The 13,489-nt window shown below is 71.4% G+C and carries 12 protein-coding genes; 9 read left to right on the forward strand and 3 right to left on the reverse strand.

Annotation, left to right across the window (positions count from 1 at the left end; translation table 11 throughout):
* Positions 1 to 12: 12 nt before the first annotated feature.
* Complete coding sequence (locus B072_RS0141495) at positions 13 to 717, forward strand: class III extradiol dioxygenase subunit B-like domain-containing protein (RefSeq protein ID WP_018535918.1); 705 nt, start codon at positions 13 to 15, stop codon at positions 715 to 717.
* Positions 718 to 801: 84 nt separating this feature from the next.
* Here B072_RS0141495 and B072_RS0141500 read toward each other — a convergent pair whose 3' ends face one another.
* Positions 802 to 1,050: an antitoxin gene (locus B072_RS0141500; RefSeq protein WP_018535919.1), complete on the reverse strand. Its 249-nt coding sequence runs from the start codon at positions 1,048 to 1,050 to the stop codon at positions 802 to 804.
* Positions 1,051 to 1,093: 43 nt separating this feature from the next.
* On the reverse strand, positions 1,094 to 1,378 hold the full coding sequence (locus B072_RS0141505) for a hypothetical protein (RefSeq protein WP_026246873.1): 285 nt from the start codon (positions 1,376 to 1,378) through the stop codon (positions 1,094 to 1,096).
* A gap of 182 nt (positions 1,379 to 1,560) precedes the next feature.
* On the opposite strand from B072_RS0141505, the gene miaA reads away from it, so the two are divergent.
* The 6 genes from miaA (at position 1,561) to hflX (ending at position 9,629) form a co-directional block, all read left to right on the forward strand.
* Complete coding sequence (gene miaA, locus B072_RS0141510) at positions 1,561 to 2,499, forward strand: tRNA (adenosine(37)-N6)-dimethylallyltransferase MiaA (protein WP_018535921.1); 939 nt, start codon at positions 1,561 to 1,563, stop codon at positions 2,497 to 2,499.
* A gap of 106 nt (positions 2,500 to 2,605) precedes the next feature.
* Positions 2,606 to 3,073 (forward strand): hypothetical protein, encoded by a 468-nt coding sequence (locus tag B072_RS0141515; RefSeq protein WP_026246874.1) that lies wholly within the window; start codon positions 2,606 to 2,608, stop codon positions 3,071 to 3,073.
* A 48-nt stretch (positions 3,074 to 3,121) separates the two neighbouring features.
* Complete coding sequence (dapF, locus tag B072_RS0141520; protein ID WP_018535923.1) at positions 3,122 to 4,045, forward strand: diaminopimelate epimerase; 924 nt, start codon at positions 3,122 to 3,124, stop codon at positions 4,043 to 4,045.
* Positions 4,046 to 4,184: 139 nt separating this feature from the next.
* Positions 4,185 to 6,308: a RelA/SpoT family protein gene (locus tag B072_RS0141525; RefSeq protein ID WP_018535924.1), complete on the forward strand. Its 2,124-nt coding sequence runs from the start codon at positions 4,185 to 4,187 to the stop codon at positions 6,306 to 6,308.
* A gap of 78 nt (positions 6,309 to 6,386) precedes the next feature.
* A complete protein-coding gene (locus tag B072_RS0141530) occupies positions 6,387 to 7,868 on the forward strand; it encodes a M1 family metallopeptidase (RefSeq protein WP_018535925.1) in 1,482 nt (493 codons plus the stop codon).
* Between the two features lie 252 nt (positions 7,869 to 8,120).
* Positions 8,121 to 9,629 carry a GTPase HflX gene (gene hflX, locus B072_RS0141535; protein ID WP_018535926.1) on the forward strand — a complete coding sequence of 503 codons (1,509 nt, stop codon included), beginning with the start codon at positions 8,121 to 8,123 and terminating at the stop codon, positions 9,627 to 9,629.
* A gap of 125 nt (positions 9,630 to 9,754) precedes the next feature.
* Here the strand turns inward: hflX and B072_RS0141540 are convergent, their stop codons facing one another.
* The gene (locus B072_RS0141540) at positions 9,755 to 10,975 is read right to left on the reverse strand and encodes a trypsin-like serine peptidase (RefSeq protein ID WP_026246876.1); all 1,221 of its coding nucleotides are present in this window, start codon (positions 10,973 to 10,975) and stop codon (positions 9,755 to 9,757) included.
* 518 nt (positions 10,976 to 11,493) lie between these two features.
* Here B072_RS0141540 and B072_RS0141545 point away from each other — a divergent pair.
* On the forward strand, positions 11,494 to 12,948 hold the full coding sequence (locus B072_RS0141545; RefSeq protein WP_026246877.1) for a diaminobutyrate--2-oxoglutarate transaminase family protein: 1,455 nt from the start codon (positions 11,494 to 11,496) through the stop codon (positions 12,946 to 12,948).
* A gap of 283 nt (positions 12,949 to 13,231) precedes the next feature.
* Complete coding sequence (locus B072_RS0141550) at positions 13,232 to 13,429, forward strand: hypothetical protein (protein ID WP_018535929.1); 198 nt, start codon at positions 13,232 to 13,234, stop codon at positions 13,427 to 13,429.
* The last annotated feature ends 60 nt before the right edge of the window (positions 13,430 to 13,489 follow it).

The following is a 13,489-nucleotide window of genomic DNA, read 5'->3' on the forward strand; positions in this document are numbered from 1 at the left end:
AGGCTGACGATCATGCTTGTCGCCGCCGCCGTCTGCCCCTGCCCGCCGCTGCTCGTGCCCGAGGTCGCCGCCGGCGCGGCCCCGGAGCTGGACGCCGCCCGCACGGCCTGTGACGCGGCACTCGGCGCGGTGCTCGCGGCCGACCCCGAGCTGCTCGTGGTGGTCGGCGAGGGCCCGCGCACGGCGTTCCACGAGCAGGGGGCCCGCGGCACCTTCCGCGCGTTCGGCGTCGACGTCGACGTGGTGCTCGGCGCACCCTCCGACATCCCGGCGGAGCCGCTGCCGCTCTCCCTGAGCGTCGGCGCGTGGCTGCTCGCGCGCGCGGGCTGGGACGGGCCGGTACGCGGTTACGAGGTCCCGGGGGACAGCTCCTGGCCGGCCAATGGCGAGGACGGCGTGCACATCGCCGCCCTGGCGGACCGCGTGGGCCTGCTCGTGATGGGCGACGGCACCGCCTGCCGCACCCTCAAGGCCCCCGGCTACCTGGACGAGCGCGCCGAGGGCGTGGACGCGGGGATCGCCGCCGCACTGCGCGACCTCGACGCCGACGGCACCCTCGCACGGCTCGACGCGGACCTGTCCCGCGAACTGAAGATCTCCGGCCGCGCGCCCTGGCAGATCCTCAGCGCGGCCTGGGACAAGGACAACGGCACGGGCGACCTCCTCTACGAAGACGCTCCCTACGGAGTCGGCTACTTCGTCGCGTCCTGGACGTAGTACACGCCACAGAAGGCCAAGAAAGGCGACGGCCGCGAAGCCCGAGGGCTTCGCGGCCGTCCGCCATGTGTGCCGCGCGCGGCGTCAGGGAGCCGCGGGGGGCGACGGCGGGGTGCCGCCGTCCTTGCTGTCCGGTCCGGAGAGCTTGTCCAGGGCGTCCTTCGCCTTGTCCGTACCCGTCTGGATCTTGTCGCTGTACTTGCCCTTGGTCTTCTCGTCGACCGTCTTGGCGGCCTTGTCGAGGCCTTGGTCGATCTTGTCCCCGTGCTGTCGCGCGAGGTCGGAGACCTTGTCCTTGTTCAGCTTGGCTTTGATCGAGTCCAGGAAGCCCATGGATCCACCTTCCCTCGCGGGAACTCGCGAATGTCAGCTCGAGCTACTTGCGGGCGCCTTCGCCGGCCTCGTTGTCGGCGGCCTGCTCCGCGGACTGCTGCTTGGGGATCTCCACGTTCTCCGGTGCAACGGCCGCAGGGGTCTCGTCGGTCTCCGCCTCCTCGGCCTTCTCCTCGGCCATGGCGGCTTCTGCGGCCTCGGGCGCCGACTCGGCGTCAGGAGCGTCCTCCGCCTCCGGCTCGGCCGTCAGAGGGGCGACCTGCGCTTCGGCGGTCGACACCTCCTCGGTGTCCTTGGCCTTGCGGCGAAACATGGCAAAAACGCCCATTTCTACTCCATACGTTACTCGTGTGGGCGAAATCCCGCCCTGCCCGGTGCGCCCCATTGCGTCGCCCGGGTCACCGGTCCGCAAAACCGGCGGCTGGAACCTCGCAACAGGCAACGAACCCGGACCTGTGGCGTCACGTAGCTCGTTCGAGAAGTGGTGCCGGGGTTTGCGAGACTGGGGCGGTGAGTAGCGCAGCTCCCGCCCCGCGGGTCATCGCCGTCGTCGGTCCCACCGCCGCCGGAAAGTCGGATCTGGGTGTCTTCCTCGCCAAGGAACTGGGCGGTGAAGTAGTCAACGCCGACTCCATGCAGTTGTACCGAGGGATGGACATCGGCACCGCCAAGCTGACGCCCGAGGAGCGCGCCGGAGTCCCGCACCATCTCCTCGACATCTGGGACGTCACGGAGGCGGCGAGCGTCGCCGAGTACCAGAGACTCGCCCGCACCGAGATCGACCGGCTCCTCGCCGAGGGGCGCTGGCCCGTCCTCGTGGGCGGCTCCGGGCTCTACGTGCGGGGTGCCGTCGACAAGATGGAGTTCCCCGGCACCGACCCCGAGGTCCGGGCCCGCCTGGAGGCGGAGCTGGAGCGGCACGGTTCCGGCGCCCTGCACACCCGACTCGCCGCCGCCGACCCGGAAGCGGCCACGGCGATCCTGTCGAGCAACGGCCGGCGCATCGTGCGCGCCCTCGAAGTCATCGAGATCACCGGAAAGCCGTTCACGGCCAACCTGCCGGGACACGACTCCGTCTACGACACCGTCCAGATCGGCGTCGACGTAGAGCGGCCCGAACTCGACGAACGCATCACCACGCGCGTGGACCGCATGTGGGCGGCCGGACTCGTCGACGAGGTACGCGCGCTGGAGACGGAGGGCCTGCGCGAGGGCCGTACGGCGTCGCGGGCGCTCGGGTACCAGCAGGTCCTCGCCGCGCTCGCCGGGGAGTGCACCGAGGACGAGGCGCGCGCCGAGACCGTACGCGCCACCAAGCGCTTCGCGCGCCGCCAGGACTCGTGGTTCCGCCGCGACCCCCGGGTGCATTGGCTCAGTGGGGCCGTCGCCCATCGCACGGAACTCCCGGCGCGCGCAATGGCGTTGGTCGAACGACCGGTTACAGCCTGATCACGTGATGGCATCGGGACGCCCGGGCGGTCATCCCGGCCCCCGCGGCCGTGCCATCATCGACCATCGATCGACCAGACAGTCCGGAGTGGGAGGGCGCGTGGCGATGGAGGCCGGCCCTCGTGACACCGCACCAGGCGGGGAGCAGTTGAGCTCCGACGGTCCTGACGCGACCCCGGAAGGCGTGATCGCCGACGGGCCCACCGTCGAGGAGATCGCCGCGCAGGACGAAGCGGCGGAGGTCGAGGTCGAGCTGCGCCCACAGCGCAGGCTCCGCATCTGGCAGCTCGCGCCGATCGTGGCCCTCGCCACCATCGGCTCCCTGATGTTCGCGTTCCCGCTCTTCTTCGAGTTCGGCGACGGCGGCGCCGTCGTGGCGATGCTCGGCCTGCTGATCAGCTCCTGCGCGGCCGGCTGGGGCCTGATGGCGGCACGCCGGGTGGGTTACACGCTGCCCGGCCTTCCGCCCCGCGGCTCGGGCCGCTGGCCGGACTGGCGGGTCGTGGGCGCGTACGTGGTCGTGGTGGCGGCCGTGACGGTGCTCGCCGTCTGGCGCGTGGCCAGACTCCGCTGAGCGCACTCCACCGTCCAGGTTGCCGGACCCATCTCGTACGATCGAGAGATGACGTCCAACCCGTCGCCCGCCACCACCCCTGACCGAGGCGCCTCGCACGGTCGCCTCTCCTTCCTCAAGGGTCACGGGACCGAGAACGACTTCGTGATCGTCCCGGACCCGGAGAACGCCATCGACCTGCCCCCGGCAGCCGTGGCCGCGCTCTGCGACCGCCGCGCCGGCATCGGCGGCGACGGCGTCCTCCACGTCGTGCGCTCCGCGGCCCACCCCGAGGCACGGCACCTGGCCGACGAGGCCGAATGGTTCATGGACTACCGCAACGGCGACGGCTCGATCGCCGAGATGTGCGGCAACGGGGTCCGGGTCTTCGCCCGCTATCTCCAGCACGCCGGACACATCACCGCGGGCGACCTCGCCGTGGCCACCCGGGGCGGCGTCAAGAAGGTCCACATCGACAAGGAAGGCCTGGTCACGGTCAGCATGGGCCGGGCGGTGCTCCCTGAGGGGGAGGTCACCGTCTCCGTCGACGACCGCACCTGGCCCGCCCTGAACGTGAACATGGGCAACCCGCACGCCGTCGCCTTCGTGGCCGACCTCGCGCACGCGGGCCGCCTGCTCGACGCACCGCCCTTCGCCCCGGCGAGCGCCTACCCGCAGGGGGTCAACGTCGAGTTCGTCGCCGACCGCGGCCCGCGGCACGTCGCCATGCGCGTGCACGAGCGCGGCTCCGGCGAGACCCGCTCGTGCGGCACCGGCGCCTGCGCGGTGGCCGTCGCCACGGCCCGCCGCGACGGCCTCGACCCCACCGCCACCGGAGCCCCGGTGACGTACGAGATCGATGTCCTCGGCGGCCGCCTGACCATCACCGAGCGGCCCGACGGCGAGATCGAGATGACCGGACCGGCCGTGATCGTGGCCGAGGGTGAGATCGACGCGGACTGGTTCGCGGCGATCGAAACCGTAAACCCGTGAACTGTCGCTCGAATGGGTGATCCGTTTCACGCTGGGCGAGAGCGGGACTGCGCCACGTGATGGGCTCGGTAGCATCAAGCACCGGTCCGGACGGGTGCCCCCGCCAGCCCGCCACCGGTCGACGAAGCCGGAGGTGCTCATGAGTGCGGAGGCGACCAACCCCGCCACCCCGGGGCCGATCACGCCCGGAGCACCGCGCCGGCGTGGCCGACCCCGGATCGACCTGCGACGTCTGGGCCGCGCCGCGCTCCTCGGACCGGCCGGCCGCGACCGGCTGCCCGACGCGATCGGCCATGTGGCCGAGGCGCATCGCGCGCACTACGCCGACGCCGACTTGGAGCCGCTGCGCCGCGCCTACGTCCTGGCCGAGTCCTCGCACCGCGGCCAGATGCGCAAGAGCGGCGAGCCGTACATCACCCACCCCCTGGCCGTGACGCTGATCCTGGCCGCGCTGGGTGCGGAGACCACGACGCTGACCGCCTCCCTCCTCCACGACACCGTCGAGGACACGGACGTGACGCTCGACCAGGTGCGCGAGGAGTTCGGCGCCGAGGTCGCGTACCTGGTCGACGGCGTCACCAAGCTAGAGAAGGTCGACTACGGCGCCGCGGCCGAGCCCGAGACCTTCCGCAAGATGCTGGTCGCGACCGGCAACGACGTACGCGTCATGTCGATCAAGCTCGCCGACCGCCTGCACAACATGCGCACCCTCGGCGTCATGCGCCAGGAGAAGCAGGAACGGATCGCCAAGGTCACCCGCGACGTCCTCATCCCGCTCGCCGAGCGCCTCGGTGTGCAGGCGCTCAAGACCGAGCTCGAGGACCTCGTCTTCGCGATCCTGCGCCCCGAGGAGTACGCGCAGACGCAGGCCCTCATCGCGGCCGACGCGGCCCGCGCCGAGAAGCCCCTCGCGGAGATCGCCGACGAGGTGCGCGGCGTGCTGCGCGAGGCGGGCCTGAGCGCCGAGGTCCTCATCCGGCCGAGGCACTCCGTCTCCGTGAACCGGGTGCTGCGCAAACGCGGCGAGCTGCGCGGCGCCGATTTCGGCCGCCTCCTTGTGCTCGTCTCCGAGGACGCCGACTGTTACGGCGTCCTCGGTGAGCTGCACACCTGTTTCACGCCGGTGGTCTCGGAGTTCAAGGACTTCATCGCCGTACCGAAGTTCAACCTGTACCAGTCGCTGCACACCGCGGTCGCGCGCGGCGACGGCGAAGTCGCCGAAGTCCTCATCCGCACGCACCAGATGCACAAGGTGGCGGAGGCCGGCGTCGTCGCGCTCGGCAACCCGTACACGCCGTCCGGCGAAGGGGACCTGGACACCGTCGGCGAGCGCTCCGACCCCACCCGTCCCGGCTGGCTCTCCCGTCTCCTCGACTGGCAGCAGTCCGCGCCCGACGCCGACACCTTCTGGTCCACGCTCAGGGAAGACCTCGCGCAGGACCGCGAGATCACCGTCTTCCGGCCCGACGGCGGCACCATCGGCCTTCCCGCGGGCGCCAGTTGTGTGGACGCCGCGTACGCCCAGTACGGCGAGGACGCCCACGCCTGCATCGGCGCGCGGGTCAACGGCCGCCTGGCCACGCTCAGTACGGTGCTGCACGACGGCGACACCGTGCAGCTCCTCATGGACCACATGGAAGGCGGCGCGGCCTCCGAGCCGTCCCGCGACTGGCTCGACCACGCCCGTACGCCCGCCGCGCGCATCGCCATCCGCCGCTGGCTGACCGCGCACCCGGAGGGGCCCAGCGCGACGGAACCCGCGCCGCGTGCCCCCTACAGCGGCCCCTCGGCCCGCCCCTCGGCGGCCAACGCCGTCGTCGACCAGCCGGGTGCCACCGTCCGGCTCGCGGGCTGCTGTACGCCCGTACCGCCCGACAAGGTGACCGGCTTCGCCGTCCGCGGCGGCGCCGTCACCGTGCACCGTGTCGAGTGCCCCGCCGTGGCCCGCATGAAGGACGCCGGGCGCGCCGAGGTGGGCGTGCGCTGGGCCGACGCGGAGACCGCCGAGTACCGGGTGACCCTGACCGCCGAGTCCTTCAGCCGCCCGCACCTGCTGGCCGACCTGACCGAAGCCATAGCGCTCGAGGGCGTCGCCATCATCTCCGCGACCGTCGAACCCCCCGCCCAGGGCCGCGTCCGGCACACGTACACCCTCCAACTCCCCGGCTCCGCCCACCTCCAGGCCGTGATGCGGGCGATGCGCAACGTCCCGGGGGTGTACGACGTCGGGCGCGCCCAGCATGCGGCGGCCGGAGCGCCTTAGGGCCCGAGACGGTCTCGTTCGGGTGGGTGCGGCGCGTGCCGCCCGACGAGTCCGGCGGTGCGCTGATAGCCGTAGTTCATGCTGCTCAGCACACGAAGTCCCCGACACCCTCGCACCGCCGCCCTGCTCGCCGCCGGTGCCTCCGTCGCACTGCTCGCCGCGGCCGCGCCCCGCCCCGCCGCGCCGCTCGGCATCGGCGACCGGCTCTTCCCGCACCTGGGGAACCCCGGCTACGACGTGCGTGCGTACGACATCTCCCTCACCTACCAGGGCGACAACAGCAAGCCGCTCGACGCCGTCACCCGCATCGACGCGCGCACGACGTCCCGGCTCGACCGGGTCAACCTGGACTTCTCGCACGGCATCGTGCGCTCCGTGGAGGTCAACGGCTCCCGCGCGAGCTTCACGACCGGTGGCGAGGACCTGATCGTCACCCCGCGGCGACCGGTCCCCGCGGGGTGGCCGATGCACATCACCGTGCGGCACACCAGCGATCCCATGCCCGCCAAGGACGCGGAAGTGGGCTGGGTGCGCACCAAGGACGGGCTCGCCATGGCCAACCAGGCGGACGCCGCGCACCGGGTGTTCCCGTGCAACGACCACCCGTCCGACAAGGCGCTGTTCACCTTCCGGATCAACGCGCCCGAGAAGTACACCGCCGTCGCCAACGGGCTGCCCGTCGCCAGGACCCGCGGCGGCGCGGACACCGACTGGACGTACCGCACCGCCCACCCCATGGCGACCGAACTGGCCCAGGTCTCCATCGGGCGGTCCACCGTGCTGCACCAGGAGGGGCCGCACGGCCTTCCCGTACGCGACGTCGTCCCGACCAAGGACGTCAAGGCGCTGCGCCCGTGGATCAACAAGACGCCCGGGCAGCTCGCCTGGATGGAGAAGAAGGTCGGTCGCTACCCCTTCGAGAACTACGGGGTCCTCGTCGCCGAGGCATCCACCGGCTTCGAACTCGAGACACAGACGCTCTCTCTCTTCGAGAGAGAGCTGTTCCTGCGCCCCGAGTACCCGTCGTGGTACGTCGACTCGATCATGGTGCACGAGCTCGCCCACCAGTGGTTCGGCGACAGCGTCAGCCCGCGCACCTGGTCCGACCTGTGGCTCAACGAAGGACACGCCACCTGGTACGAGGCCCTGTACGCGCAGGAGAAGGCGGACCGGCCCCTGGAGACGCGGATGCGCAACGCCTACCGCGACTCCGACGCCTGGCGCGCCTCCGGCGGACCGCCGGCCGCACCCAAGGGGCCCGTGCGCGGCGAGAAGATCAGCATCTTCCGCCCGGTCGTCTACGACGGCAGCGCGCTCGTCCTGTACGCGCTGCGTCAGGAGATCGGCAAGGAGAAGTTCGAGCGGCTCGAGCGGGAGTGGGTGAGCACCCACCGTGACTCCACGGCCACGACCGCGGACTTCACGGAACTCGCGTCCGGGATCGCCGGGCGCGACCTGAGCGGCTTCTTCCACGCGTGGCTGTACGGGGCGAAGACCCCGCCGATGCCGGGGCACCCGAAGTGGAAGACGCAACCGGTGCAGCGGCAGGCACCGAAGTAGTGGGGGAGAGCGGGCTTCGGCCCGCCGTTCACGGGAAATAACCCGGGTGACGAGACGGCCCGTACCGTGCGACCATCTTCAGGTCGACGGCGCGGGCCATCCGACCCTCTGTTCCGGGAATCCCGGGGGCGGGCCGAGCGTTGTCAGGAGTGGCGGGACGAGACCCAGGTCACGTGTCCGCACTCCGTAACAACCCGAAGCATCCAAGAAGTGCCACGAAGCATCCCGAAGCCAAGCGACGTAAAGGATCCAATGACCTCCTCTTCTTCCCCTTCCCAGGACGCGCAGAACCTCGCGCCGAACTACACCGAAGGTCTTCGGGCCGATGCCCTGATGGAAGAGGACGTCGCCTGGAGCCAACAGATCGACTCGGATCGGGACGGTGATCAGTACGACCGTTCCGAGCGCGCGGCCCTGCGCCGTGTCGTCGGCCTGTCCACCGAGCTCGAGGACGTCACCGAGGTCGAGTACCGACAGCTCCGCCTGGAGCGCGTGGTGCTCGTCGGGGTGTGGACCTCGGGGACGGTGCACGACGCGGAGAACTCCCTCGCGGAACTTGCCGCCCTCGCCGAGACCGCCGGCGCGCTGGTGCTCGACGGCGTCATCCAGCGCCGGGACAAGCCCGACGCGGCGACGTACATCGGCTCCGGCAAGGCCCAGGAGCTGCGGGACATCGTTCTCGAGTCCGGAGCCGACACCGTCGTGTGCGACGGTGAGCTCAGCCCGGGCCAGCTCATCCACCTGGAAGACGTCGTCAAGGTCAAGGTGGTCGACCGCACCGCCCTGATCCTCGACATCTTCGCCCAGCACGCCAAGTCCCGAGAGGGCAAGGCGCAGGTTGCGCTGGCGCAGATGCAGTACATGCTGCCGCGTCTGCGCGGTTGGGGTCAGTCGCTGTCCCGGCAGATGGGTGGCGGTGGCTCCTCCGGTTCCGGCGGTGGCATGGCCACCCGTGGTCCCGGTGAGACCAAGATCGAGACGGACCGGCGCCGGATCCGCGAGAAGATGGCGAAGATGCGCCGTGAGATCGCGGAGATGAAGACGGGCCGCGAGATCAAGCGTCAGGAGCGCCGCCGCAACAAGGTGCCTTCGGTCGCCATCGCCGGTTACACGAACGCGGGCAAGTCCTCGCTGCTCAACCGCCTCACGGGCGCGGGCGTCCTGGTGGAGAACGCGCTGTTCGCCACCCTCGACCCGACCGTGCGCCGGGCCGAGACGCCGAGCGGCCGCCTGTACACCCTCGCCGACACCGTCGGTTTCGTACGGCACCTGCCGCACCACCTCGTCGAGGCGTTCCGCTCCACGATGGAGGAGGTCGGCGACTCCGACCTGATCCTGCACGTGGTCGACGGTTCGCACCCGGTGCCGGAGGAGCAGCTGGCCGCCGTGCGCGAGGTCATCCGGGACGTCGGCGCGACCGACGTACCGGAGATCGTGGTGGTCAACAAGGCGGACGCGGCGGACCCGCTGGTCCTCCAGCGACTGCTGCGCAACGAGAAGCACGCGATCGCCGTGTCGGCCCGCACCGGTGCCGGCATCGAGGAGCTGCTCGCGCTGATCGACGCCGAACTGCCGCGTCCCTCGGTCGAGATCGAGGCCCTCGTGCCGTACACGCACGGCCAGTTGGTCGCGCGGGCGCACACCGACGGCGACGTGATCTCCGAGGAGCACACCCCGGAGGGCACGCTGCTGAAGGCGCGTGTGCACGAGGAACTCGCGGCGGACCTCGCGCCGTACGTTCCGGCGGCGGCCACGACCTGACGTCATCGGGCGGTACGCGCAGCGGTTCGTTCGCGACGCAGTGAAGTGAAGCAGCACGAGGAAGGGCCCGCCCCGGTCAGCCGGGGCGGGCCCTTCCTCACTGTGTCTATTGCGCGAAACTGTGTCTACTGGGCGAACTTCTCGCTCACCGACTCATAGACGGCCTTGGCTTCCTTGCCCAGCCGCGGACCGGCGAGCCAGCCCGCCGTCACCGGGCCGATCGAGGTGTTGGACACCAGCGCCGGCTTCCCGTCGGAGCCCTGGCCGACCCAGCCGCCGCCCGACGAACCGCCCGTCATGGTGCAGCCGATGCGGTACATCGTCGGGTCCGTCTCGTTCAGCGACAGCCTGCCCGGCTTGTCCGCGCACTGGAACAGCTGCTGGCCCTCGAACGGCGGCGCCGCCGGGTACCCCTTCGCGGTCAGCTGCGCGATCTTCGGCACGGCGGGCGCGTTGAAGTCCACCGGGAGGGCCGAACCGACCGTCTCCTCCAGGGACTTGTCCGTGGTGCCCTTCTCCGGCTTCACATGCAGCACCGCGAAGTCGTACGGCGCGCCCGCCCCGCCGGTCGGGCCGCCCTGCGCGATCCACTGCTGCGACGTCTGCGCCCAGTCGCCCCACCACACGCCGTACGGGGCGAGCTCTTCCCGGGGAGCGCCCTGCAACTCGGCGGCCGACTTGGCGTTGTCGTTGTAAGAGGGCACGAACGCGATGTTGCGGTACCAGCCGCCCTTCTTGCCCGCGTGCACACAGTGGCCCGCCGTCCAGACCATGTTGGACTTGCCGGGGTGTGCGGGGTCGGTGACCACGGTCGCCGAGCACTGCGCCTGACCCTCGGGGGTGTCGAAGACCAACTTCCCCGCGTACGGGACGTTCTGGTGGTACGTGGCCGGGACGGCCGCCGCCTCCACCGGCTTCGGCTCCGGGTCCGTCACACCCTGGTCGCCGGAGAGGTCGTTCTCGTCGACCTGGCCGCCCGGGTTCTTGTCCGCGTCCCGCATGCGGTCCGAGTCCCACAGGCCTTCGATGATGGGATTGACGTAGTCCTGCGCCTCACGCAGCCACTGGTCCTTGTCCCAGTTCTTCCACTCGCCGTTCTTCCACTTGTCCAGATCGAACCCGTGCTCCTTGAGCTTGTCCTTGATGTCGTCCGGGATCTGGAGCTTGTCGTTGCCCGCGGCCGCGGTGGCGCTCGCCTTGTCGTCCGCGCTGTTGTCGCCCGACGAGCACGCCGTGGCGGTCAGGGCGAGAGCCGCGCCGAGTGCGACTGCCGCCGCCACAGGGGACGTTCTGCCGCGCACGCTCCGTGCGCGTCGAGCGGCGAACAGCGGGCGTATGGGTCGCATGTCGTGAATCCCCCTGGGCTTCGAGATCGTTGTGCTGCCGTACGGGTGCGGTGAACGGATGTGGTGCGGCTCCGCCCCCGCCTCCTCCGCCGAACGGCATCCCACACTATTCCGATGCCGTCGGGGACGACCGACGGAACAGCAACGGTTCCGTCACGGAGGGATCTTGGGCGGTCTGCCGATCGTTGTGCGACGTCCGGTGCGGAGGCGCGCGTGCCGGCCGCCGAGGTAGGGAGCCGTGGCGCGTGCCGCACCGCGATGCCGTGCCGCACGCGGGCTTTGGACCCCGCCGAGGCAAAAGTCTCGTCATGTGTCGCACGAGTATCCATCGCACCCGTGGCCCTCCGCCCGCGTCGTCGTTGGGTACGTACGGGGGATCCGCGTTCGGCGTTCAGTCCGTGGCCCGTGCCGGTCCATGGCCATGACGGTCCTCGGTCAGGCCGACGCGAACTCGCCCCGCCCATAGGTGAGTCGACAGCCCATGTCGGCCGTACATCCCAGCGGGAGGACCAACAGCCGTGGCCGTGACCGATCCTGCGCCGGTGGCGCTGCCCGCTCCGCACGACGGGGCAACGCGTGAGGCAGCCGCATGCGACAGCGCTGTGCACGAAGGGATCCTGCGCCGCCAAGGCGCGCGGGAGTCGGCGGCGCGCACCTACGCGCGGTCACTGCCGATCGTGCCCGTGCGGGCCCGCGGGCTCACCATCGAGGGCGCCGACGGCCGCCGCTATCTGGACTGCCTCTCCGGCGCGGGCACCCTCGCCCTCGGCCACAACCACCCGGTGGTGCTCGAAGCCATCCGCAAGGTGCTCGACTCGGGCGCGCCCCTGCACGTCCTCGACCTGGCCACCCCGGTGAAGGACGCCTTCACCACCGAACTGTTCCGCACGCTGCCGCCCGCCCTCGCCGACCGGGCCCGCATCCAGTTCTGCGGGCCGGCCGGCACGGACGCCGTCGAGGCCGCACTGAAACTGGTCCGCACCGCCACCGGCCGCTCCGGTCTCCTCGCCTTCACCGGCGCCTACCACGGGATGACGGCGGGAGCGCTGGAGGCGTCGGGCGGCGCCCAGGACGTCCGGGTCACGCGCCTGCCCTACCCCCAGGACTACCGCTGCCCCTTCGGCATCGGCGGCCCCCGCGGCGCCGAACTCGCCGCCCGCTGGACCACATCGCTGCTCGACGACACGAAGTCGGGGGTGCCGCGGCCCGCGGGCATGATCCTCGAACCGGTGCAGGGTGAGGGCGGCGTGATCCCCGCCCCGGACGCCTGGCTGCGCCGGATGCGGTCGATCACCGAGCAGCGCTCGATCCCGCTGATCGCCGACGAGGTACAGACCGGCGTCGGCCGGACCGGCGCCTTCTGGGCCGTCGACCACAGCGGTGTCGTGCCGGACGTCATGGTCCTGTCCAAGGCGGTCGGCGGCAGCCTGCCGCTCGCCGTGGTCGTCTACCACGAGGACCTGGACGTGTGGAGCCCCGGTGCCCACGCCGGCACCTTCCGCGGCAACCAGCTCGCCATGGCGGCGGGCGCCGCCACCCTCGCCTACGTCCGGGAGAACCAGCTCGACCGGCGCGCCGCCGAACTCGGCACCCGCATCATCGGCCAACTCCGACAACTGGCCAAGGAGTTCGCCTGCATCGGTGACGTACGCGGACGTGGCCTGATGATCGGTGTCGAACTCGTCGACCCGGCACAGACCGCCGCGGCCCCCTTCGCCGTCGGCTCCGACAGCCTCAGTGACGACCCGCTCCTCGGCGACTGCGCGGCCCCGCCGCTGCCGGCTGCCCCCGCCCTGGCCGCCGCCGTGCGCGACGCCTGCCTGGACCGCGGCCTGATCGTCGAACTGGGAGGCCGCCACTCCAGCGTCGTACGACTCCTGCCGCCCCTGACCCTCACCGACGAACAGGCCACGGCCGTCGTCGACCGGCTCACGGACGCCCTGGCAGCGGTGGCCGAGGCCCACGGCCGGTAATCGCCGGTAGTCCCGGAGCCCGATTGCTGCGTCGGGGCGTGCGGCGGGTACGGCTGCGACAAAGGTCTCGTCATGAAATCCAACGAGTCTGCGCCGTACCCGTGTTCTTATCGCCGCCGCGTCGTTGAGTCCCTACGGGGGATCTGCAGCCGGCACTCAGCGCTCGGCCCGTCCTGGTGTGCGCCCGGACGGTTTGCCGGGCCTGTGGCTGTCGGCTTGCTCCGCCCACAGTGGAATCGACAGACGCTGTCGATCCCGTATCCCAGCGGGAGGACCAACAGCCGTGGCCGTCACCGACTCCGCGCCCGAGCCGCTGCCCGCCCCGCACGGCGAGAGGCCCTCGGGCCCCGCGGTACGCGTCGGTGCCGCACGGGCCGACCGGCAGGCCACCCGCGACCTCCCCACGGCCCCGGTGCCCGCCTCCTGCGCCGCACCCGCACCGACCAGGGTCGAGGCCGCTGTGGCGCGCTCCCGCCGCTAGGCGTCCACGCGCCGACGGCAGACCCCACCGATCACCAGAGCGGCCCACCGAAACAGAGCC

It is taken from the genome of Streptomyces sp. HmicA12 (genome assembly GCF_000373565.1).
In the GTDB taxonomy this organism is placed as follows: Bacteria; Actinomycetota; Actinomycetes; order Streptomycetales; family Streptomycetaceae; genus Streptomyces.